The following is a 17,927-nucleotide window of genomic DNA, read 5'->3' on the forward strand; positions in this document are numbered from 1 at the left end:
GCTGTCGATCCGACGCGCTACTCCGGCGTCGTCGCGGCGTGGGCGTCCTGTGCGCCCTCGACGGTCTCGCGGACGGCGTCGACGCCCTCGTCGTGGACCAGGTCGCCGACGACGATGGTGTCGGCGTGTTCGGCCATCCGCCGGGCCGAGTCGTAGTCGTGGATGCCGCCGCCGTAGAACAGCGTCGCGTCGTCCAGCGCGTCGGCGGCTGCGCCGACCTTGGCCGTGTCCCCGAGCATCCCCGAGTACTCGACGTAGACGATCTCCTGGCCGAGCAGGTGTTCGGCGGCCTCGGCGTAGGCCGCGACCTCATCGGCGTCTAAGTCGCACCTGGCCTCTGTGTAGGCGGCGACGGAAGCCTCGGGGTTGAGGACGATGTAGGCCTCGGTGAAGGTTCGGGACCAGTCGATCTCGTCGTCGATGCGGATCCACTCCTTGTGGGCCCCGGTGATCCAGGTCACGTCGCCAGCGTTCATCACCACGGGGATGAGGTAGCCGTCGTGACGGTCGCTGTGGACGACGGAGGCGGGGTTGGAGGGCTCGATGTAGACCGGGATGTCGTGTTTCCCGCAGGCGTCGACGACCCGCTTCATCTTCTCCTCGGTCATCCCGGTGGTGCCGCCGACCTCGATCGCGTCGGTCCCGGTGGCGGCCACGTCCTCGAACGTCTCGCCGTCGACCAGCGTCTTGTCCGGGTCGATCTTGACGATGTGGTCCCAGTCCGCCCAGTCGCTCATACCGCACTCACTCTCCGCTGTCGGTATAACGGCTTCGGAAGGGGGCACGCGGGGGCCGTGGTCGGACGAAGTGCACGCTCGGGCACGGCCCGATGCCACGAAGCAGGGCGGCGCGGAGTCGCGCCCGAACACTCAACTATCGGGCGCTGGTACCCGACGCCGATGCACCAGCTCACGACCGTCGACGAGGTCCACGACGAGGGCTCGTACCTGTTCACGGTCACGGACCCCCACGGCGACCCCGAGGAGGTGATCGTGGTCCCCTGCGAGGACGGCGTCGAGGCCTGGATCAACCGCTGTACCCACGAGGACCAGCGGTTCGACACCGGCCGCGGCGTGCCGATGCGGGACGGTCAGATCATCTGTCCGCGCCACGGCTCCTTCTTCGACTCGTGTGACGGGGACTGCGACAACGGCGAGGCCGCCGGCACGACGCTGCCGGGCGTCGACCTCGCCGAGCGCCACGGCACGGTCTACCTCGTCGACGACGACTACGAGTTCGACCACGAGGGCGGCATCGACGACGGCGACGACGGGCCGAGTTCGACCTCGCACCTGCAACTGTGATCGCCGCCGACCGCGACACGCCGGAGGTCGCCGACCGGCTCCGTCGGCGGTCAGGCTTCCAGTTCGGACTGCCACTCCCGGACCTGACTCGCGCTCACGCCCTGGACCTCGGCGGCGACGCTCTCGGCGTCGGCCGCCCGTAGCGCGTCCAGCGACCCGACGCCGGCGGCGTCCAGCTTCTCGGCGGTGGCGCTGCCGACGCCGTCTAAGTCCTCTAAGTCCTCGACGGCGTTGCGGGCCTTGTACTCCTCGAAGTTGCAGATGGGACAGCCCAGCTCCCACGGGTCGTCGCTGTCGGGGTCGATCACCAGCTCGGGGAGGTCGTGCTCGTCGCAGACTTCGTCGGTCACCTCGATGTCGCCGTTGCGGGGCAGCGGCAGCGAGTAGTCGCAGTCGGGGTAGCGCGTACAGCCGACCAGCCGCGAGCCCGAACGGAGGTGTTTGATGGCGAGTTCGCCACCGTGTTCCTCACCGCAGTCCGGACACGGCCCGATGACCTCGTCCTCGCTCTCGTCGGCCTTCTCGGCCTCACAGCGGGGGCAGCCGTGGACGAAGGTGTCCCGGCCGGCCAGCATCTTCACGTGGTGCATGTCGTGGTCCTCGCAGGTCTCCTCCAGCACCAGCGGCTCGCCGGTGGAGGGCAGCGGCAGCGTGTTCCGGCAGTCGGGGTAACCGTCACAGCCGACGAAGTACGAGCCCTGCCGGGACCGCCGGACGAGCATCCGGTCGCCACACTCCGGACACGGGCCGAGCGTCTTGTCGGCCTTCAGCGACTCCTGGAGGTGCTCGCCGACCTCCTCGCGGGACTCCCGCAGCTCCTCGAACACCCGTTCGAGCATCTCGCGGGACTCCGCGGTCACGTCGTCCAGTGTCGCCTCGCCCTCGGCGATGGCGGTCATGTCCCGTTCCAGCTGGGCGGTCATCTCCTCGCTGACGACGTGGTCGGCGAACTCCTCGGCGGCCTCGACGACGGCCATCGCCAGTCGGGTCGGCCGGGGCGGGTCCCCCTCGATGTAGCCCCGGTCGTACAGCTTCTCGATGGAGTTGTGGCGCGTGCTCTTGGTCCCCAGGCCCAGGTCCTCCATCTTCTGGATGAGCCGCGACTGGCCGTACCGGCGGGGCGGCTGGGTCTCTTTCTCTTCCATCCGCACGTCGGACATCGCCAGCTCCTCGCCCTCCGCGACGTCGGGGACGTGGGTCTCGCCGGCGCTGGAGTAGGGGTAGACGGCGTGGTACCCCTCCTCGACGAGGCGCTTGCCGTTGGCCTTCAGCGACCGGCCGCCGGCCGCGGCGACGACCCGGAGGTGTTCCCAGGTCGCGGGCTCGGCGACGGTGGCGAAGAACCGCCGGACGACCAGTTCGTACAGCTCCCACTCGTCCTCGGAGAGGTCCTGCTTGGGCGGGAGCTCGCCGGTCGGGTGGATCGGCGGGTGGTCGGTGGTCTCCTCGTCTCCCTCCGTGGGGGCGATCTCGTCCTGTTCGAGCAGCGACTCCGCGGCCTCGCCGAAGGCCGCCGACCCGACGTAGGCGTCCAGCAGCGCGTCCTCTTCCAGGTCCTCAGGGTAGACGGTGTTGTCGGTGCGGGGGTAGGTGATGTAGCCGGCGGTGTACAGCTCCTCGGCGATGGACATCGCCCGCTGGGCGGAGTAGCCCAGCGAGCCGGCGGCGGAGATGAAGGCGGTGGTGTTGAACGGCGTCGGCGGGCTGTCGGTGCGGGTGCGCCGCCGGACGCTCGTGACCGTCGCCGCGCCGGCCCCCGAGAGGTCGGCGTAGGCGGCGTCGGCGGCGTCCTCGTCCCAGACGCGCTCGGCCTCGGTGCCGTCGTCGTCCTCGTAGAAGTACTGGGCCTCGAAGGTGGCGGCGTCTTTCGTCAGGTCGGCGAAGATCTCCCAGTAGTCCTCGGGGTCGAACGCCTCGATCTCGCGCTCGCGGTCGACGATGAGCTTCAGCGTCGGCGACTGGACCCGCCCGACAGAGATGAAGTCGTCGCCCAGCTGGCGGGCCGACAGCGAGAGGAAGCGGGTCAGCGCCGCCCCCCAGACGAGGTCGATGATCTGCCGGGCCTCCCCGGCGGCCGCCAGGTCGAAGTCCACGTCGTCCGGGTTGGCGAAGGCCTCGCGGACCTCCCGCTCGGTGATCGAGGAGAACCGCACCCGCGACACCGGGGCGTCGGTCTCCTCGCGGATGAGTTCGTAGGCCTCCTTGCCGATGAGTTCCCCCTCGCGGTCGTAGTCCGTCGCGATGACCGCCTCGTCGGCCTCGCGGGCCAGCGACCGCAGCGCCGCGACGATGTTCTCCTGGGTCGGGGACTTCGTCACCGGCGCGTCGATGAGCTCGACCGGTTCGACGTCGCGCCAGTCGTTGTACTCCGGCGGGAAGTCCACGCCCACGACGTGGCCCGACAGCCCGACACAGCGCTTGCCACCCCACTTGTAGACGTTGACGCCGTTGCGTCGCTCGGCGGTCGCACCCCCCTCCGAGAGGATGTCGGCGATGCGGCGGGCGGCGTTGTCCTTCTCCGTGATGATCAGCTCCATCGGCCACCTCCAGTGGTCATTAGCGGTGGCTACGCCCGGCGGCGTTCTAAAGACTTTCGCCGGAAATCGACGGACAGCGCGGGTGTGCGGGCGCTTGTGCGTGGCCGCAGGCGACCGCTCGCGCGCGTGCCGGCGCGCTCGCGGAGGTGACCCCACGTGCCCCTCTCCCCGGGTCGTCGTCCGGGCCGTCGCGTCGGCCGACCTATATCTCCGTCGCCGCCGTAGTCGGCGTATGGTGGCTCGAACTGTCGACACCGACGTCGCCGTCGTCGGCTGTGGCCCCGGCGGTGCCGTCCTCGCGTACCTGCTGGCCCGGAGCGGCGTCGCGGTGACGCTGCTGGAGCGGGCTTCGACCTTCCAGCGGGAGTACCGGGGCTTCGGCTGGAACCCGGGCGTCGTCCGGCTGTTCGACGAGATGGACCTGCTGGACGACGTCCTCGCTCTCGCCCACGAGACCGTCACCGAGGGCGCGTTCTCGCTCGGCGGTCGCCGGGTGCCGGTGCTGGCGTTCGACCGCCTGGCGACGGAGTACCCGTACGCGCTCCTGATGGAACAGCCCGCGATCCTCGAGGCGCTCGTCGACCACGCCGACGCCCACGAGACGTTCACGTTCCGTCCGGCGACGACCGTCACGGACCTGCTGGTCGAGGACGGGCGCGTCCGGGGCGTCCGGGCGACTGACCGCGAGGCGGACGCCGAGCTCGCCGTCGAGGCCCGCGTGGTCGTCGGCGCGGACGGCCGCTACTCCACCGTCAGGGAGCGGGCCGGGATCGACGCCGGGGCGTTCGACTCGCCCATCGACCTCGCGTGGTTCAAGCTCCCCGCGGGAGCCGTCGCTCCGGAGGCGCAGGGACGCATCGACCGCCACGGCGTCGTCCTCTACTTCGGCCTCGGCGGCGGCGACCTCCAGGCCGGCTCCCTCCTGCGGGACGGCGAGTGGGCGGGGATCAGGGACGCCGGCTTCGGGGCGTTCCGCGACCGGGTGGCGGCGGTCGATCCGGCGCTGGCCGCGGCCGTCGACGCCCACCTCGACGGCTTCCGGGACGTGACGCTGCTGGACGTGGCCCCCGGGATCGCACCCACCTGGACCGACGACGGCCTGCTCCTGCTGGGCGACGCCGCACACACCGCCAGCCCGATCGGCGCACAGGGCAATCCGCTCGCGGTCGAGGACGCCGTGGTCGCCCACGACGTCCTCGTCGGCGCGCTCGGGGGAGACGACGGCGTCCTGTCGGCGTCGTCACTCGCTCCCTTCGAGAACCGCCGGCGGGCGACCGTCGAGCGGGTCATCGCGCTGCAACGGCGCACCGCGCGGGGGCTGGCGGCGTGGCTCGACTACGGTCACTACGTCCCCTCGTGGGTACTCAGCGGCGCGGGGGCCGCCGTCGGCCTGCTCGCGCCCCGTTCCGGTCTGGTCGCCGGGGCCGTCGAGTCGTTCGCGCTCGGCGACCGGTCCGTCTCGGTCGCGCGACGGCACTTCGTCGACTGACGCCGACGGCCAGCGACGCCCGCAGCCGGCGGGTCGGCCCGCTGTCAGTCCCCGCCGAGCCGTTCGCCTCCGACCGTGTCGCGCTGGCGGGCGAAGCGGTAGCCGGCGACGCCGACCTCCGTCAGCAGCCAGCCCGCGGCCACGAGGCCGGCGAGGACGGCAAAGAGGAGGTCCCAGCCGTCCATCCAGACCGGGCGGAGCCACGGCGCGTAGTGGCCCCAGAGCCGCCCCAGTTCCTCGCCGACGCTGGACAGCGGCGTGCCGGCGACGGCGGCCTGGATGAACGAGCTGACCGACGTCCGCTGGCCGCTCCCGGCCCGGAGACCGGCGCTCCCGGTGATCTCGTAGCTCCCGGTGGCGTTCTGCTCGCGGATGGTCGGGCCGGTGGAACTGTCGCCGTGGGCGACCCGCTCGGCGTCGTAGGGGCCCCAGGTCGCGTAGTACTCCCAGACGATCTCGCCGGTCGGCGTCACCTCGATGACGCGGTGGTTCAGCGAGTCCGTGATGAGCGTGTTGCCGTTCGGGAGGCGGTCGGCGTCCCGGGGCCAGTTCAGCGACTCGGAGCCGACCGACCACGTCCGCGTCCAGGTGCCGTTCGTCTTGGCGTACTCGACGACGCGGTTGTTGCCCGAGTCGGCGACCAGCAGCGTCGGCGTCCCGTTTTCTCCCTCGAGGTAGTCGGGGTTGTGCTGCTCGTTGAGGACGCTGTGGTTGCCGTCCTCGCCCAGCCGCATATCGATCTCCTTGGTCGTTCGGTTGATGAGCAGCACCTGGTCGAAGTTCCGCGGCGAGACGAGGAACTGGTCGTCGCCGACGGCGTCGACGTCGTTGCTGTGGGTCCAGTCCGCCCCCATCCCGCCGTCGGTCGAGGCCGGGAAGTGGTTCCGGTAGCGCCACCGCCAGGTCACCTCGTCCTCGGTCCGGTCGTAGACGACGATCTCGTCGTTGGCGACCCCCGCCTCCTCGTCGTAGGCCCGCATGTGCGAGACGACGATGTGGGTGTCGTTGAGCTTGTCGGCGTCGTGGGTGTCCTCGTAGGGGAGCCGCTGCTCCCAGACGCGTTCCTTCGTCTCGGGGTCCAGCTCGTAGACCAGCGTCCGGCCCGAGCGCGGCGAGACGACCAGGAGGTTGCCGTTGGGCAGCGGGTCCACGTCGAAGAACCACGCGTCGGTCCCCCGCCGGCTCTCGTAGGTCCACGCGAGGTCGCCGCGCTCGCCGACGGCGACCAGCCGCGCGGGCTTCTTGGGGTTGGTGTTCCCCCGGAACGTGTACCCCTGCGTGCTGATGACGGTCGTGCCGTTGGCGGCGCTGGTGACGGTCCCGCGCTGGAGCGAGTCCCCGGTCTCGGTCGGTTCGTAGGTCACGGCCCCCAGTGCGGCCGGCGTCAGCAGCGCGAGGACCACCAGCGCGACGACACCGCGGGCGAGCGTACGACGGGAGGGGCGACCGAAGCGCACAGGCACCCTCCGAGGGTGGGACGATTAAACGCTTCGACAGGTCCCGCGTGGTCGCCCCGTCCGCCCGGCGGCCCGCGACGACGGGACGGGCGCGGGCGGCCTGAAAGCTTTAACGCGGGGAGGGGCAAACTCCCGCGTATGGCTGCCGGGAACGAGGGGGTCGTCGGCGGAATACGGCTCGACCTCAGACGAATGCACGAGACGTGGATGGAGCTCGTCTATCCGCGACAGCGTAACGCGGACGACACCGTACTGGGCACCTGGACGCCCGACTCCGACCTCGGGATGGCGCTGTACCGCCTGTGGTCGGCGGTCGGGGTCCCGGTCGTCGGGCTCGTCTACCCGCTGGTGTTGCTCGGCGCGTTCCTCCGCTTCCAGACCCGGCGCATCGACGGGACGGCGACCCGGCTCGGGCTCGTCGGCGTCGTCCTGCTCTCGCTGGTGGTCTGGGGGGCGCTGGCCGCCCTCGCTCGGTTCGAACTCGACCTGCTGGCCGGCGGGTTCGTCGCGATCGCCGTCGCCGGCGGGGTCGCGACGGTCTCGGCGGCGCTGGCCGTCGGTACCCGGGCCGTGGGCGGCCGCGGGACGACGGTCGCCCTGGCCTACCCGTTCGCGATGACCGCGCTCTTCCTCCCGCCGGTCGTCGCGGCGCTGTTCTCGAAGACGCTGGCCGACGTCGTGCTCCCGAGCAGCGTCGCGCTCGCGCGCTGGGTGCTCGCGAACGTCCTCGCGCCGGTGGGACTCGCGACGATGTTCTCCGAGACGTTCGCGCTCCAGGGCAAGGGTCTGAACTACGTCGTGATGTGGCTCGCCATCTCGTTCCCGCTGGGCTGGGTGCTGGGCCTGCTCGTCTCGCTGGCCGACCTCGTCCGCCCGACCGAGTAGCCGGACACGACGCTCCGGCTTCCGGCCGTCCGCGACCGTCCCGGACCGCTACGGACCGGCGCGGAACTCGCCGTGTTTCATCCCGAAGAAGAACGCGACGACCGAGAAGACGATCATCGAGGGCAGCACCATCGTGAACACCGTCGAGGGGGTCATCACGGCCGTGAGCGCGACCGCCGCGACGGCGACGATCGCGACGAGGGGGGCCACCGAGCGCGTGAAGTCGTATTCCATACTCCGCCGTTGTGGCCGAACCGACAAAACCGTTGAGAAAGCGGACTTACCGGACAGTCGATCGACTGGCGGCGGCGCGGAGCAACCGGTCTCGGAGCGTCACACGCGATCGCCGTGTCCGGGGCTCGGAACCGGGGGCGCACACGCCGAGTGAACCACGGCGGGGACCGCATCACACCGAGACGGCGTCCGGTCGGACCACCGTCTCTTCGGGCACCTCGTCCTCCGCAGCGACCGCGAGGTCCGCCGTGTCGTCCCCGCCCAGTCGGACGGTCGCGCCCGCCCGCATCGGCGCGAGCAGGCCGGCGACGATCGCTCCCGCCGAGGTCACCGGCGCGCGCAGCGCCACCGTCGTCGTCGCATCGACGCCGTACTCCTCGGCGACGCGGCCGCTCGCGGCCACGAGGTCGCCGTGGGTGTACGTCCGGCCGGCCGCGAGCGCGTCGTCGGTGGGGCCGACCTCTGCCGGCGGCGCGAGCGGGTTCTCGCTCCACAGCTCGCGCTCGAACTGCGCGACGGTCGCGTCGTCGCTGGGCCCGCCGTAGGCCAGCGCCTTCGTCCCCGGCGCGAGCTCGTAGCGGTCGAGCCACGCCGCCGGCGCGACGAGCGCCGCGGCGTCGACCGCACCCGGGGGGTCTATGTCGACGACTGCGCCGTCCTGTGTCGCGGCGAGGAACGCCAGCAGGGCGTCGGGGCCGTCCCGGAGCCGACCCGGCTCGTCGCCCTCGCCCGGGTCCTTGGGACCGGCGACGACGGCGACGCCGGTCCCCTCGCGGACGCCGTAGTGGCGCAGCAGGTTCCCGCCCTTCCAGACGTTCGTACAGAAGTCGCCGTAGCTGTACGGGGCGGTCCGTTCGGGCGCGGTGAACAGCACGCCGTCGCGCTCGCGGCCGGCAGCGACGATGTCCCCGAGTGTCTCCATACCCGCGGTTGGAGCCGACGGGGCAAAAGCCGGACGGAAACCGCAAGGCCGATTCGGGCGGCGACCGGACGGCCGCTATGGACGAACAGGACCGGGTCGCGGCGTTTCTCGCCGCCCACGAGCTCTCGACGCCGCCGGCGTACCGCGTGCTGGACCTCGCCTCCGAGCTGGGCGAGGTCGCAAAGGAGATCAACGAGTCCACCGGCTACGGGACCGATCCCGAGGCGGTCGCCGTCGCGGAGGACGAACTCGGCGACGCGCTGTTCGCGCTGCTGGCGCTCTGTGAAGCGGTCGACGTCGACGCCGACGCGGCGCTCGACACCGCGCTGGCGAAGTACGAGGACAGGCTCGACGACGCGGAGACGCCGGGCAGCGGGGAGTAGCGGCGGTCGGCGACCGGTCTACAGCGAGTTCTTCAGCTTCTCGAAGAACCCTTCCTCGACCTCGACCTCCTCGCCGCCGGCCTCGGCGAACTGCTCGAGGGCCTCCTTCTGCTCGGCGTTGAGGCTGTCGGGTGTGACGACCTGCACCTGGACGTAGAGGTCGCCGCTGCCGCGCCGGCGCAGGCGGGGCATCCCCTTGCCCTCCAGCCGGAACACCTCGCCGCTCTGGGTGCCGGCGGGCACGTCCATCTCCACGTCGCCGTCGAGCGTCGGGACGCTGACGGTGTCGCCGAAGACCGCCTGCGGGAAGGAGATGGGGTGCTGGTGGGTGAGGTCCGCGCCCTCGCGCTCGAAGTCGGGGTGGTCCCGGACCGACACCTGGATGAGGAGGTCGCCGTTGGGCCCGCCCCGTTCGCCGGGCGCGCCCTCGCGTTCCATCCGCAGGGTCTGTCCGTCCTCGATGCCGGCGGGGACCTCGACCTCCAGCGTCGCCTCGTTCTGGACGGTCCCGTTGCCGCCACAGGTCGAACAGGTCTCGTCGTACAGCGTCCCGTCGCCCTCACAGCGCCGACAGGTGGCGGTCTGCTGGACCCGGCCCATCGGCGTCTGCTGGACGCGGGTGGTCTGTCCCTGGCCGTTGCACTCGGGGCAGGTCCGGGAGTCGGCCCCCGGCGGGTGGCCCTTCCCGTCGCAGTCGTCGCAGCGCTCGGGTCGGGTGACCGTCAGGTTCTTCGTGACGCCCTCGTGGGCCTCGGCGAGGTCGATCTCCAGCCGGGTCTGGAGGTCCTGTCCCTGCTGGGGGCGGTTGCCGCCGCCGCGACGGCCCCCACCGCCGAAGAACTGGTCGAAGATGTCCTGCATGTCGAACCCGCCCGCACCGCCGAACGGGTCGCCGCCGGCCGCGCCGCCGCGGCCGCCGCCACCGCCGGCCCCGCCGCGCTTCTCGGCCTGCTCGAAGCGCTCGTGACCCATCTGGTCGTACATCTGGCGCTTCTCCTCGTCGGTCAGGACCTCCTTGGCCTTCTTCGCCTTCTTGAACTTCTCCTCTGCGTTCGGATCGTCGCTGACGTCCGGGTGGTACTCCCGGGCTTTCTCCCGGTAGGCCTCCTGGATCTCCTCCTCGGAGGCGTCCCGCGAGACACCCAGTATCTCGTAGAAATCCTGCGACATTCGTTGTGGGATGGATACTCGATTGAGCCACTTCAATAGAACGGGTTAGGGACTCCCCGGGCGGCGACCGGGGGGCTTATCTCCGTGCCGGTGGACCCTTCCGGTGATGGATACCGGTCGCCGCTCCGATGGCCGTGCGGTCGTCACCGTCGAGCGCGTCGCCGTCTGGGGACTGGCGGCCCTGGCCGTCGCGGGGCTCGTCGCGCTGGCGGTCGGCCCCGGTGCCACCCTCCGGACGGCCGCACCGGACGCGACGTTCGAGACCGCGTTCGACGCCGACGACGGCGCGGTCACGGTGACCCACACCGGTGGCGGGCGACTCGGCGCGGGCGCGACGGACGAACTCGCCGTCGTCGTCACCGACGCCGACCGGAACGCGACGACGACGGTCGTCTGGGCCGCCGGCCCCGACGAGTTCCCGGTCGCGGCGGGCGATTCGCTGACCGTCGACGACCCCAGCGTCGACGCGAACGGCGACGGGGACTACCTCGACGGGGACCGCTCGGTCGGGTTCTACCTCGACCGCGGCGACGAGGTCGCGGTCGTCTGGACGGGCCGCCTGCTGGGCGCGCCGGACACCCGGACTGCGACGCTGGACACGGCGACCCTCGGCGCGTCCGAGCAGTAGTGTAACGCGCAGAACACGAATTCGTTTCTGCGAATACTTACCACGGTCTGTGCCCTCGTCTCGCGTATGGCGACAGAGGACGCCTACGAGGAACTCGTCTCGCTCGACGCGCTCGCCGACGAGGGACCGCTGGTCGAACGGGTCGGCGGTCACACCGTCGCGCTGTTCCACCACGAGGGACAGGTGTACGCCGTCGACAACCGCTGTCCGCACATGGGATTCCCGCTCTCGAAGGGGACCGTCGACGACGGGCTGTTGACCTGTCACTGGCACCACGCGCGGTTCGAACTGGCCCGTGGCGACACGCTGGACCCGTGGGCCGACGACGTCCAGACGTTCCCCACCGAGGTCAGGGACGGGACGGTCTACGTCGATCCCGACCCCGAGCCCGACGTGTCGCCGGCGACCCACTGGCGGAACCGCCTGGCCGACTCGCTGCAGGAGAACATCGACCTCGTGGCCGCGAAGGCGGTCATCAACCTCGACGACCTCGGCGAGGGGTTCGCGACGCCGCTGGCGACGGCCGTCGACTTCGGGACGACCTACCGCGCGGACGGCTGGGGCCGCGGCCTGACGACGCTGGGCGCGATGGCGAACCTCTACGACGACGTGGCCCACGACGAGAGACTGCGGGCGATGTACGTCGGCGTCACCGAGGTCGCGGACAACTGCGCCGGCGAGCCGCCCCGGTTCGACCAGTACGAACTCAGCAACGACGCCCTCTCGAAGGACCGGCTGAAGTCGTGGTTCCGCGAGACCTGCGAGGTCCGGGACAGCGACGGGGCCGAGCGGTGTCTGCGGACGGCGGCGGCCGTCCTGCCGCCCGAGGACGTGGTCGAGATCCTGCTGGCCGCCGCCACCGACCACCTCTACCTGAACGCCAGCCACACGCTGGACTTCGTCAACAAGGCCGTCGAGACCCTCGACCACGTCGGCTGGGACAAGGCCGAGGACGTGCTCGCGTCGCTGGTCGAGTCCTTTACCGACGCCGCTCGCGCCGAGGAGCGCTCGGAGTGGCGACAGCCCGTCGACGTGGCGACGCTGTGTTTCGACGCCCACGAGGCCCTGCCGGACCTGGTCGCCGCCGGCGAGGGCCGCGACTGGGAGCGCCCCGACGGCTTCGTCGAGACGCTGCTGTCGGACGACCCCGAGGCCATCGTCGACACGATGCAGGAGGCCGTCCGCGAGGGCGCGACGGCCGAACAGCTCGCCCGCGCCGTCGCGCTGGCTGCGACCCGGCGGGTCGCCCAGTTCGCCACCAGCAACGAGTTCGCCGACTGGAACACGGTCCACCACACGTTCAGCTACGCCAACGCCGCCCACGCGCTGGCCGCCCGGACCGACGCCGTCGACGCGTACAGGCCCTGTTTCGACGGCGCGATGTCGGTCTACCTCGACCGCTTCCTCAACACGCCCGCCGCGCCGCTGCCCGACCCCGGGGACTCGGACCGCGACCCCGAGACGATCCGCGGGGACCTGCTCGCGGCCTTCGACGAGCAGGGCCGCGTCGACGAGGCGGGCGCGCTCGTCAGCGAGCACTTCGACGCCGGCGGCGACGTCGCCGACCTGAAGCGGACCCTGGGCGAGGGACTGCTCCGCGAGGACGCCGGTTTCCACGAACTCCAGAACGTCGAGGCCGCGTTCCGCCAGCACGAGTTCGGCACGACCGACGCCGAGCGCCGCCTCCCGCTGATCGCGACCGCTCGCTACCTCGCGGCGCACTTCCCGACCCGGCGCGCCCGCGAGCAGACGTTCACCATCGCCCACCGGCTGTTCCGCGGCGAGCAGATCCACGGCGAGGCGTAGCGGGGCTGGACGTCCGAGAAGGCTGAGAAAACCGCCGGTCTATCGAGCCGACCCCTCGCGTTACTCGTCGTCGTCCTCAGAAATCGAAGATTTCTGACGGGCTCAGGAAGACGACTCCTCGTCGTCGTCTTCCTGAACGTCCTCGAAGTCGGCGTCGACGTACTCCTCGCCCTGACCGGCAGCGCCGCCAGCGGCACCACCAGCGCCGGCGGCACCGCCCATCCCGCCGGGGCCAGCGCCCGCAGCGCCGCCGGCACCGCCGGCGGCCTGCTGGGCCTGCTCCTGGTACATCTGCTTGCCGATCTCTTGGAGCTCCTCGCTGAGCTCCTCGGTGACCTGCTCGTAGTCCTCCTTCTCGGCGTCCTCGTCCTCCAGCACTTCCTCGACGTCCTCGATCTTGCCCTCGATGGTCTCGCGGAGGTCGTCGTCGATCTCCTCCTCGTTCTCCTCCAGCAGGGTCTCCGCGCGGCGGACCGAGGCCTCGGCCTCGTTGCGTGCCTCGATGCGCTCGCGGCGCTGCTCGTCCTCCTCGGCGTGTTGCTCGGCCTCCTCCTGCATCTCTTCGATCTGCTCGTCGGAGAGACCGGCACCGCCCTCGATGGTGATGTCCTCCTTGTTGCCCGAGCCCTGGTCCTCGGCCTCGACGTTGACGATGCCGTTCTCGTCGATGTTGAACGTCACCTCGATCTGCGGGGTGCCCGCGGGGGCCGGCGGGATGCCCTGCAGCGAGAAGGCCCCGAGCAGTTCGTTCTCCTCGGCGATCTCGCGCTCGCCCTGGAAGACGCGGATCTGGACCTGCGTCTGGTTGTCCTGGGCGGTCGTGAAGATCTTGGACTCCTCGGTCGGGATGGTGGTGTTCTTCTCGATGAGCCGCTCGAACAGGCCGCCCTTGACCTCGACACCCAGCGACAGGGGCGTCACGTCCAGCAGGACGATGTCGTCGACGTCGCCGCTCAGGACGCCGCCCTGGATGGCCGCGCCCAGCGCGACGGCCTCGTCGGGGTTGACGTTCTTCTTGGGCTCCTGGCCGGTCATCTCCTCGACCTTCTCCTGGACCTGGGGCATCCGGGTGGAGCCGCCGACCAGCAGCACCTCGTCGATGTCGCCCTTGTCGTAGCCGGCGTCTTCGAGTGCCTGCTCGGTCGGGCCGACGGTGCGCTCGATGAGGTCCTCGGTCAGGGACTCGAACTTCGCGCGGGTGATCTTCTGTTCGAGGTCGAGGGGACCGTCGTCGGTCGTCGCGATGAACGGGAGGTTGACGCGGGTCTCCTTCCGGCTGGAGAGCTCGACCTTCGCCTCCTCGGCGGCCTCGGTCAGGCGCTGGAGGGCCTGGCGGTCCTCGCGGAGGTCGACGCCGTGTTCGGCCTCGAACTCGTCGGCGAGGTAGTCGATGATGGCCTGGTCCCAGTCGTCGCCCCCGAGGTCGTTGTCCCCGTTGGTGGCGACGACCTCGTAGACGCCCCCGCCCAGGTCGAGGATGGAGACGTCGAAGGTCCCCCCGCCGAGGTCGTAGACGAGGACGGTCTGGTCGGACTCGTCGTCCAGCCCGTAGGCCATCGCGGCGGCCGTCGGCTCGTTGACGATGCGCTCGACCTCGAAGCCGGCGATCTCGCCGGCGTCCTTGGTCGCCTGGCGCTGGCGGTCGTTGAAGTACGCGGGGACGGTGATGACGGCCTTCTCGATCTCGTCGCCGAGGTACTCCTCGGCGTCCCGCTTGATCTTCTGGAGGATCATCGCCGAGACCTGCTCGGGCGTGTACTCCTCGCCGTCGAGCTCGACGGAGTAGTCGTCCTCGCCCATGTGGCGCTTGATGGACTGGATCGTCTGGTCGGGGTTCTTGACGGCCTGGTTCTTCGCGGGCTTGCCGACGAGTCGCTCGCCGTCGTCGAACGCGACGACGGATGGCGTCGTCCGTTCGCCCTCGGCGTTGACGATGATCTCCGGGTCGCCACCTTCCATGACCGCGAACGCGCTGTTCGTGGTCCCGAGGTCGATACCCAGAATCTTGTTGCTCGTCATCTTACGCACTCGTAGCGGATTCGGCCGGTTAAAAGTTGCTAGATGCGGCCGAGAGCGAACCGAGGCGAGTGGCCGCCTGCGGTCGGTTTTCGGCGTTTCGATCGCGTGCGACCGGAGCGTATATCAAGCACCGCAATCAGACCGATGTCGGCCCGCCGTCGCCGGTCGTCACTCCTCGCTGACCGTCACCTGGGCCTCCCGCAGCACCTTGTCGGCCATCTCGTAGCCGGGCCGGTGGACGTCGGCGATGGTGCCGGGCTCGGCGTCGCTCTCGACGCGGGCCAGCACCTGGTGTTGGGTCGGGTCCACCTCGTCGCCGCTCGCGGGCTCGATGACCTCGACGTTCTCCGCGGCCAGCACGTCGTCCAGCTGTCGCAGCGTCGACTCGACGCCGCTGCGGATCTCGGCGTCCTCGTCCTGTTCCAAGGCCCGCTGGAGGTTGTCCCGCACGTCCAGCAGTCGGGTGACGAGGTCCTCGGTGGCGCGCTGTTTCTCCTGCTCGCGGCGCTCGTCCATCCGCTTCTTGTAGTTCTGGAACTCCGCCTGCTTGCGCTTGAGCTTCTCCTCCAGTTCCTCGGCGGTCGCCTCCGCCTCGGCCAGTTCGTCCGCCAGCGAGCGGACCTGTCCTTCGAGACCCGCGGTCCGCGTCCGCAGGCCGGCGACCTCGCGGGCGATCTCCTCGGGGTCGGACTCGGCGACCCGCTCGACGAGGTCGTCGTCCGGATCGGCCTCGACGTCGTCGAGGTCCGTCCCCGCCGCTGCGACGTCGTCGAGGTCGACGGCGTCCGGGTCGACACCCTCGGGGACCTCCTCGACGTCGACGGCCTCGCCCTCGGCCGCGTCGCCGCGCTCGTCGTCGGCTGCGTCCTGCTCGGTCATACACGGGCGAAGTCGTCACACGGGTAAAAGAATTCAGAAACGTCACGGGCCGACGGCGAAGGCGGTGGGGTCGAACGCGAGCGCCGCCCGCACGTCGGCCCACTCGCCGCTCTCTTCGAGCCGGTACCGGGCGAACGCGGGGTTGCGGGCGAGTTCCAGTTCGGCGAGGCGGCGCTGGACGGGCGCGTACAGGTCCGCCCAGTCGAGGTCCTGCATCGTCTCGCCCGCGTCGCTCTCGTCGGGGACGAACGTCGCGCCGTCGTCGTTCGGCTCGATTGTCCCGTACTGGAAGCGGGTCCAGACCGTGTACTCCCCGAACGGGACCGTCTCGGTGGGCGGCGGCTCGCGGCGGTACTGGGCCTTGAACCGCTGGTGTCGCTCCTCGCCGCCCCAGAGGACGCCCCGCGTCAGGAGCTTGACCCGCCGCTCGGCGTCGACCCCGCAGTTGTAGATGACCCGGGCGCGCTCGTACTCCCGCGAGCGGAACGTCTCCGCGACGCCGCCCTCGTGGAGGAGGTCGACCTCGTACTGGTAGGGGAGCGGCGTCGCGTCCGCTCGCTCCAGTACCGACCGGACACCGCCGCCCTCGACGGCCGCGCTCCCGCCCCAGGCCTCCGGGTCCGTCTCGTCGGGGTCGACCCACCTGTCCATACCCGTTCGTTCGCTCCCCGTTCACTTACCACTGTCCCGGACTGCGGGCGGTACGCTCCCCGTATCGTCGGTACGGTGGACATAGCTAACGGGGAACGCATCGGTGTGGGCCTATGGGAGGTCCGGATCGTCCCGAGTCGCTGTCGGCGGCGGGCCGTCGCGTCGTCGAGGCCGGGCGGTCCGTGGACGTCGGACTGGCGGCGGCCGCGCTCGCCTACTACGGCCTCGTCTCGCTGGTGCCGGCGGTGGTGCTCCTCGCCACGTTCGCGACGGCGGTCTGGGGCGAACGGGTGGCGGACTCGCTGCTCGCGGTCGCCGGCGACAGCCTCTCGCCCAGCGGCGAACGCCTCCTCCGGCAGTCGATCACGGAGACGACCGGGCGCTGGCGGGTCTCCCTGGGGAGCGCACTCGTCCTGCTGTGGGGGCTGTTGCGGCTGTTCCGGGGGCTGGACGCCGCCGTCGGTCGCGTCTACGGGACGGAGTCGACCGTGGGCGGACGGTTCGTCGACGGCGTCGCGGCGATGGTCGGCGTGGCCGGTGCCGTCACCGTCGTGCTCGGAGCGCGTGCGCTCGCGCTCCTGACCGGGACCCGACTCGTCGGGCCGGCGGTCGTGTTGAGCCGGGTCGCCGTCGTCGCGCTCCTGCTGTTCCCGCTGTACTACGCGCTGCCGAACGTCGAGACGTCCGCACGCGACGCGCTCCCGGGGACGGTCCTCGCGGCCGGCGGGTGGGAACTGCTCCGGGTCGCCTTCGACCTCTACCTCGCGGTCGGTGGGCGGACGCTCGGGGGGCTACTCGGGGCCGTCGTCCTGTTCGTCACGTGGCTGTTCTTCGGGAGCGCGCTGGTGGTCGTCGGCGCGTTGGTCAACGCCGTCGTCGCCGGCCACCGGTAGCTCGGTCGGTGGAACGATCCGGCAGTACTGCCGGCTCAGCACGGTCACGGTGTGGTCGGCGTAGGTGAACGTGACGGAGGGGTTCCCCCGGCCGGACCCGCCGAAGACCCGGTCGAGGGCGTCGGCGTCGACGACCTCGCCCAGCGGGGGGAGTTCCGACGGCGACCGCCCCGACAGGTGCGCGACCCCGAGACAGACGACGACCGCGAGCGGAACCGTCTCCGCCGTCCTGAGGTAGTACTCCTCCCGGCCGTCGACACTGAGCAGCGTGATCGCCGGCTGGCCGGAGAGTCGTGTCGACATCTCAGTTGGCGTGTCTGTCGTCCAGCGTCGCCGTCAGCTCCCGGAACCGGTCCAGCGTCGCCGTCAGCGAGCCGTCGGCCGAGCGGAGCGCCACCGTCTTCGCGTCCCTGTCCACGTCGATCAGTCCGCTCCCGGCGAGTTTCGGGAGGTGGACGTGCCAGAGCGACGCGACGACGGAGCTCTCGCGTCCCTCGCGCTCGCTTTCCTGCTCGGCGTCGCTGACCCGGTCCGCGAGTTCCGCGACGGGGACCGGACTGTCGCGTTTCCGGAGGTGGGCGAGGACGATACGCCGACGGGGGCTGTTCAGCGCTTGGATCAGGTCACTGATCGCCTCGTCGCTCGGATCCGTGGTGGTCATCTCGCTCGG

Annotated in this window: 18 protein-coding genes; 7 read left to right on the forward strand and 11 right to left on the reverse strand. The window is 70.9% G+C overall.

The window, feature by feature from the left end; genetic code table 11:
• Positions 1–17: 17 nt before the first annotated feature.
• Positions 18–737 carry a phosphoglycerol geranylgeranyltransferase gene (locus P0592_RS12360; protein WP_276271199.1) on the reverse strand — a complete coding sequence of 240 codons (720 nt, stop codon included), beginning with the start codon at positions 735–737 and terminating at the stop codon, positions 18–20.
• A 162-nt stretch (positions 738–899) separates the two neighbouring features.
• Between P0592_RS12360 and P0592_RS12365 the strand changes: the two genes are divergently transcribed.
• Positions 900–1,304, forward strand: a complete 405-nt coding sequence (locus tag P0592_RS12365; RefSeq protein ID WP_276271200.1) for a Rieske (2Fe-2S) protein — start codon at positions 900–902, stop codon at positions 1,302–1,304.
• A 50-nt stretch (positions 1,305–1,354) separates the two neighbouring features.
• On the opposite strand, the gene P0592_RS12370 is transcribed toward P0592_RS12365, so the two are convergent.
• A complete protein-coding gene (locus P0592_RS12370) occupies positions 1,355–3,841 on the reverse strand; it encodes a DNA topoisomerase I (protein WP_276271201.1) in 2,487 nt (828 codons plus the stop codon).
• 232 nt (positions 3,842–4,073) lie between these two features.
• Here P0592_RS12370 and P0592_RS12375 point away from each other — a divergent pair, with 232 nt between their 5' ends.
• A complete protein-coding gene (locus tag P0592_RS12375) occupies positions 4,074–5,330 on the forward strand; it encodes an FAD-dependent monooxygenase (protein ID WP_276271202.1) in 1,257 nt (418 codons plus the stop codon).
• A 44-nt stretch (positions 5,331–5,374) separates the two neighbouring features.
• On the opposite strand, the gene P0592_RS12380 is transcribed toward P0592_RS12375, so the two are convergent.
• Positions 5,375–6,787 carry an aryl-sulfate sulfotransferase gene (locus P0592_RS12380; RefSeq protein WP_276271203.1) on the reverse strand — a complete coding sequence of 471 codons (1,413 nt, stop codon included), beginning with the start codon at positions 6,785–6,787 and terminating at the stop codon, positions 5,375–5,377.
• A gap of 138 nt (positions 6,788–6,925) precedes the next feature.
• Here P0592_RS12380 and P0592_RS12385 point away from each other — a divergent pair, with 138 nt between their 5' ends.
• Positions 6,926–7,672: a hypothetical protein gene (locus P0592_RS12385; protein ID WP_276271204.1), complete on the forward strand. Its 747-nt coding sequence runs from the start codon at positions 6,926–6,928 to the stop codon at positions 7,670–7,672.
• 48 nt (positions 7,673–7,720) lie between these two features.
• On the opposite strand, the gene P0592_RS12390 is transcribed toward P0592_RS12385, so the two are convergent.
• Both P0592_RS12390 and P0592_RS12395 read right to left on the reverse strand, forming a co-directional pair.
• The gene (locus P0592_RS12390; protein ID WP_276271205.1) at positions 7,721–7,906 is read right to left on the reverse strand and encodes a DUF7333 family protein; all 186 of its coding nucleotides are present in this window, start codon (positions 7,904–7,906) and stop codon (positions 7,721–7,723) included.
• Between the two features lie 172 nt (positions 7,907–8,078).
• Positions 8,079–8,828 (reverse strand): hypothetical protein, encoded by a 750-nt coding sequence (locus tag P0592_RS12395; RefSeq protein ID WP_276271206.1) that lies wholly within the window; start codon positions 8,826–8,828, stop codon positions 8,079–8,081.
• A 77-nt stretch (positions 8,829–8,905) separates the two neighbouring features.
• Between P0592_RS12395 and P0592_RS12400 the strand changes: the two genes are divergently transcribed.
• Positions 8,906–9,211: a MazG-like family protein gene (locus tag P0592_RS12400; RefSeq protein WP_276271207.1), complete on the forward strand. Its 306-nt coding sequence runs from the start codon at positions 8,906–8,908 to the stop codon at positions 9,209–9,211.
• A gap of 18 nt (positions 9,212–9,229) precedes the next feature.
• Here P0592_RS12400 and dnaJ read toward each other — a convergent pair whose 3' ends face one another.
• Positions 9,230–10,381, reverse strand: a complete 1,152-nt coding sequence (gene dnaJ, locus P0592_RS12405; RefSeq protein ID WP_276271208.1) for a molecular chaperone DnaJ — start codon at positions 10,379–10,381, stop codon at positions 9,230–9,232.
• A gap of 106 nt (positions 10,382–10,487) precedes the next feature.
• On the opposite strand from dnaJ, the gene P0592_RS12410 reads away from it, so the two are divergent.
• Both P0592_RS12410 and P0592_RS12415 read left to right on the forward strand, forming a co-directional pair.
• A complete protein-coding gene (locus P0592_RS12410) occupies positions 10,488–11,009 on the forward strand; it encodes a hypothetical protein (protein ID WP_276271209.1) in 522 nt (173 codons plus the stop codon).
• Between the two features lie 66 nt (positions 11,010–11,075).
• Complete coding sequence (locus tag P0592_RS12415; protein WP_276271210.1) at positions 11,076–12,815, forward strand: Rieske (2Fe-2S) protein; 1,740 nt, start codon at positions 11,076–11,078, stop codon at positions 12,813–12,815.
• A gap of 102 nt (positions 12,816–12,917) precedes the next feature.
• Here the strand turns inward: P0592_RS12415 and dnaK are convergent, their stop codons facing one another.
• From dnaK to P0592_RS12430, 3 genes are all read right to left on the reverse strand, one after another.
• On the reverse strand, positions 12,918–14,834 hold the full coding sequence (gene dnaK / locus P0592_RS12420; RefSeq protein WP_276271211.1) for a molecular chaperone DnaK: 1,917 nt from the start codon (positions 14,832–14,834) through the stop codon (positions 12,918–12,920).
• 168 nt (positions 14,835–15,002) lie between these two features.
• Positions 15,003–15,713 (reverse strand): nucleotide exchange factor GrpE, encoded by a 711-nt coding sequence (locus P0592_RS12425; RefSeq protein WP_276271212.1) that lies wholly within the window; start codon positions 15,711–15,713, stop codon positions 15,003–15,005.
• Positions 15,714–15,755: 42 nt separating this feature from the next.
• Positions 15,756–16,364 (reverse strand): hypothetical protein, encoded by a 609-nt coding sequence (locus P0592_RS12430; protein WP_276271213.1) that lies wholly within the window; start codon positions 16,362–16,364, stop codon positions 15,756–15,758.
• 113 nt (positions 16,365–16,477) lie between these two features.
• On the opposite strand from P0592_RS12430, the gene P0592_RS12435 reads away from it, so the two are divergent.
• On the forward strand, positions 16,478–17,257 hold the full coding sequence (locus tag P0592_RS12435; RefSeq protein WP_276271214.1) for a YhjD/YihY/BrkB family envelope integrity protein: 780 nt from the start codon (positions 16,478–16,480) through the stop codon (positions 17,255–17,257).
• On the opposite strand, the gene P0592_RS12440 is transcribed toward P0592_RS12435, so the two are convergent.
• Together P0592_RS12440 and P0592_RS12445 are read right to left on the reverse strand one after the other, a co-directional pair.
• Entirely contained in the window at positions 17,156–17,560 is a 405-nt protein-coding gene (locus P0592_RS12440; protein ID WP_276271215.1) for a HalOD1 output domain-containing protein, read from the reverse strand. The two genes, P0592_RS12435 and P0592_RS12440, sit on opposite strands and share 102 nt — an antisense overlap.
• A 1-nt stretch (position 17,561) precedes the next feature.
• Positions 17,562–17,918 carry a DUF7344 domain-containing protein gene (locus tag P0592_RS12445; RefSeq protein WP_276271216.1) on the reverse strand — a complete coding sequence of 119 codons (357 nt, stop codon included), beginning with the start codon at positions 17,916–17,918 and terminating at the stop codon, positions 17,562–17,564.
• Positions 17,919–17,927: the final 9 nt, after the last annotated feature.

This window comes from Haloarcula litorea (assembly GCF_029338195.1).
In the GTDB taxonomy this organism is placed as follows: Archaea; Halobacteriota; Halobacteria; order Halobacteriales; family Haloarculaceae; genus Haloarcula; species Haloarcula litorea.

Bases quoted from the DNA above. Each gene is read 5' to 3' on its own strand.
- P0592_RS12435 (WP_276271214.1), top strand. From the start codon at position 16,478: ATGGGAGGTCCGGATCGTCCCGAGTCGCTGTCGGCGGCGGGCCGTCGC.
- P0592_RS12445 (WP_276271216.1), bottom strand. From the start codon at position 17,918: ATGACCACCACGGATCCGAGCGACGAGGCGATCAGTGACCTGATCCAA.
- P0592_RS12385 (WP_276271204.1), top strand. From the start codon at position 6,926: ATGGCTGCCGGGAACGAGGGGGTCGTCGGCGGAATACGGCTCGACCTC.
- dnaK (WP_276271211.1), bottom strand. From the start codon at position 14,834: ATGACGAGCAACAAGATTCTGGGTATCGACCTCGGGACCACGAACAGC.
- P0592_RS12425 (WP_276271212.1), bottom strand. From the start codon at position 15,713: ATGACCGAGCAGGACGCAGCCGACGACGAGCGCGGCGACGCGGCCGAG.
- P0592_RS12395 (WP_276271206.1), bottom strand. From the start codon at position 8,828: ATGGAGACACTCGGGGACATCGTCGCTGCCGGCCGCGAGCGCGACGGC.
- dnaJ (WP_276271208.1), bottom strand. From the start codon at position 10,381: ATGTCGCAGGATTTCTACGAGATACTGGGTGTCTCGCGGGACGCCTCC.
- P0592_RS12375 (WP_276271202.1), top strand. From the start codon at position 4,074: ATGGTGGCTCGAACTGTCGACACCGACGTCGCCGTCGTCGGCTGTGGC.
- P0592_RS12360 (WP_276271199.1), bottom strand. From the start codon at position 737: ATGAGCGACTGGGCGGACTGGGACCACATCGTCAAGATCGACCCGGAC.
- P0592_RS12440 (WP_276271215.1), bottom strand. From the start codon at position 17,560: ATGTCGACACGACTCTCCGGCCAGCCGGCGATCACGCTGCTCAGTGTC.
- P0592_RS12430 (WP_276271213.1), bottom strand. From the start codon at position 16,364: ATGGACAGGTGGGTCGACCCCGACGAGACGGACCCGGAGGCCTGGGGC.
- P0592_RS12370 (WP_276271201.1), bottom strand. From the start codon at position 3,841: ATGGAGCTGATCATCACGGAGAAGGACAACGCCGCCCGCCGCATCGCC.
- P0592_RS12415 (WP_276271210.1), top strand. From the start codon at position 11,076: ATGGCGACAGAGGACGCCTACGAGGAACTCGTCTCGCTCGACGCGCTC.
- P0592_RS12410 (WP_276271209.1), top strand. From the start codon at position 10,488: ATGGATACCGGTCGCCGCTCCGATGGCCGTGCGGTCGTCACCGTCGAG.
- P0592_RS12365 (WP_276271200.1), top strand. From the start codon at position 900: ATGCACCAGCTCACGACCGTCGACGAGGTCCACGACGAGGGCTCGTAC.
- P0592_RS12390 (WP_276271205.1), bottom strand. From the start codon at position 7,906: ATGGAATACGACTTCACGCGCTCGGTGGCCCCCCTCGTCGCGATCGTC.
- P0592_RS12400 (WP_276271207.1), top strand. From the start codon at position 8,906: ATGGACGAACAGGACCGGGTCGCGGCGTTTCTCGCCGCCCACGAGCTC.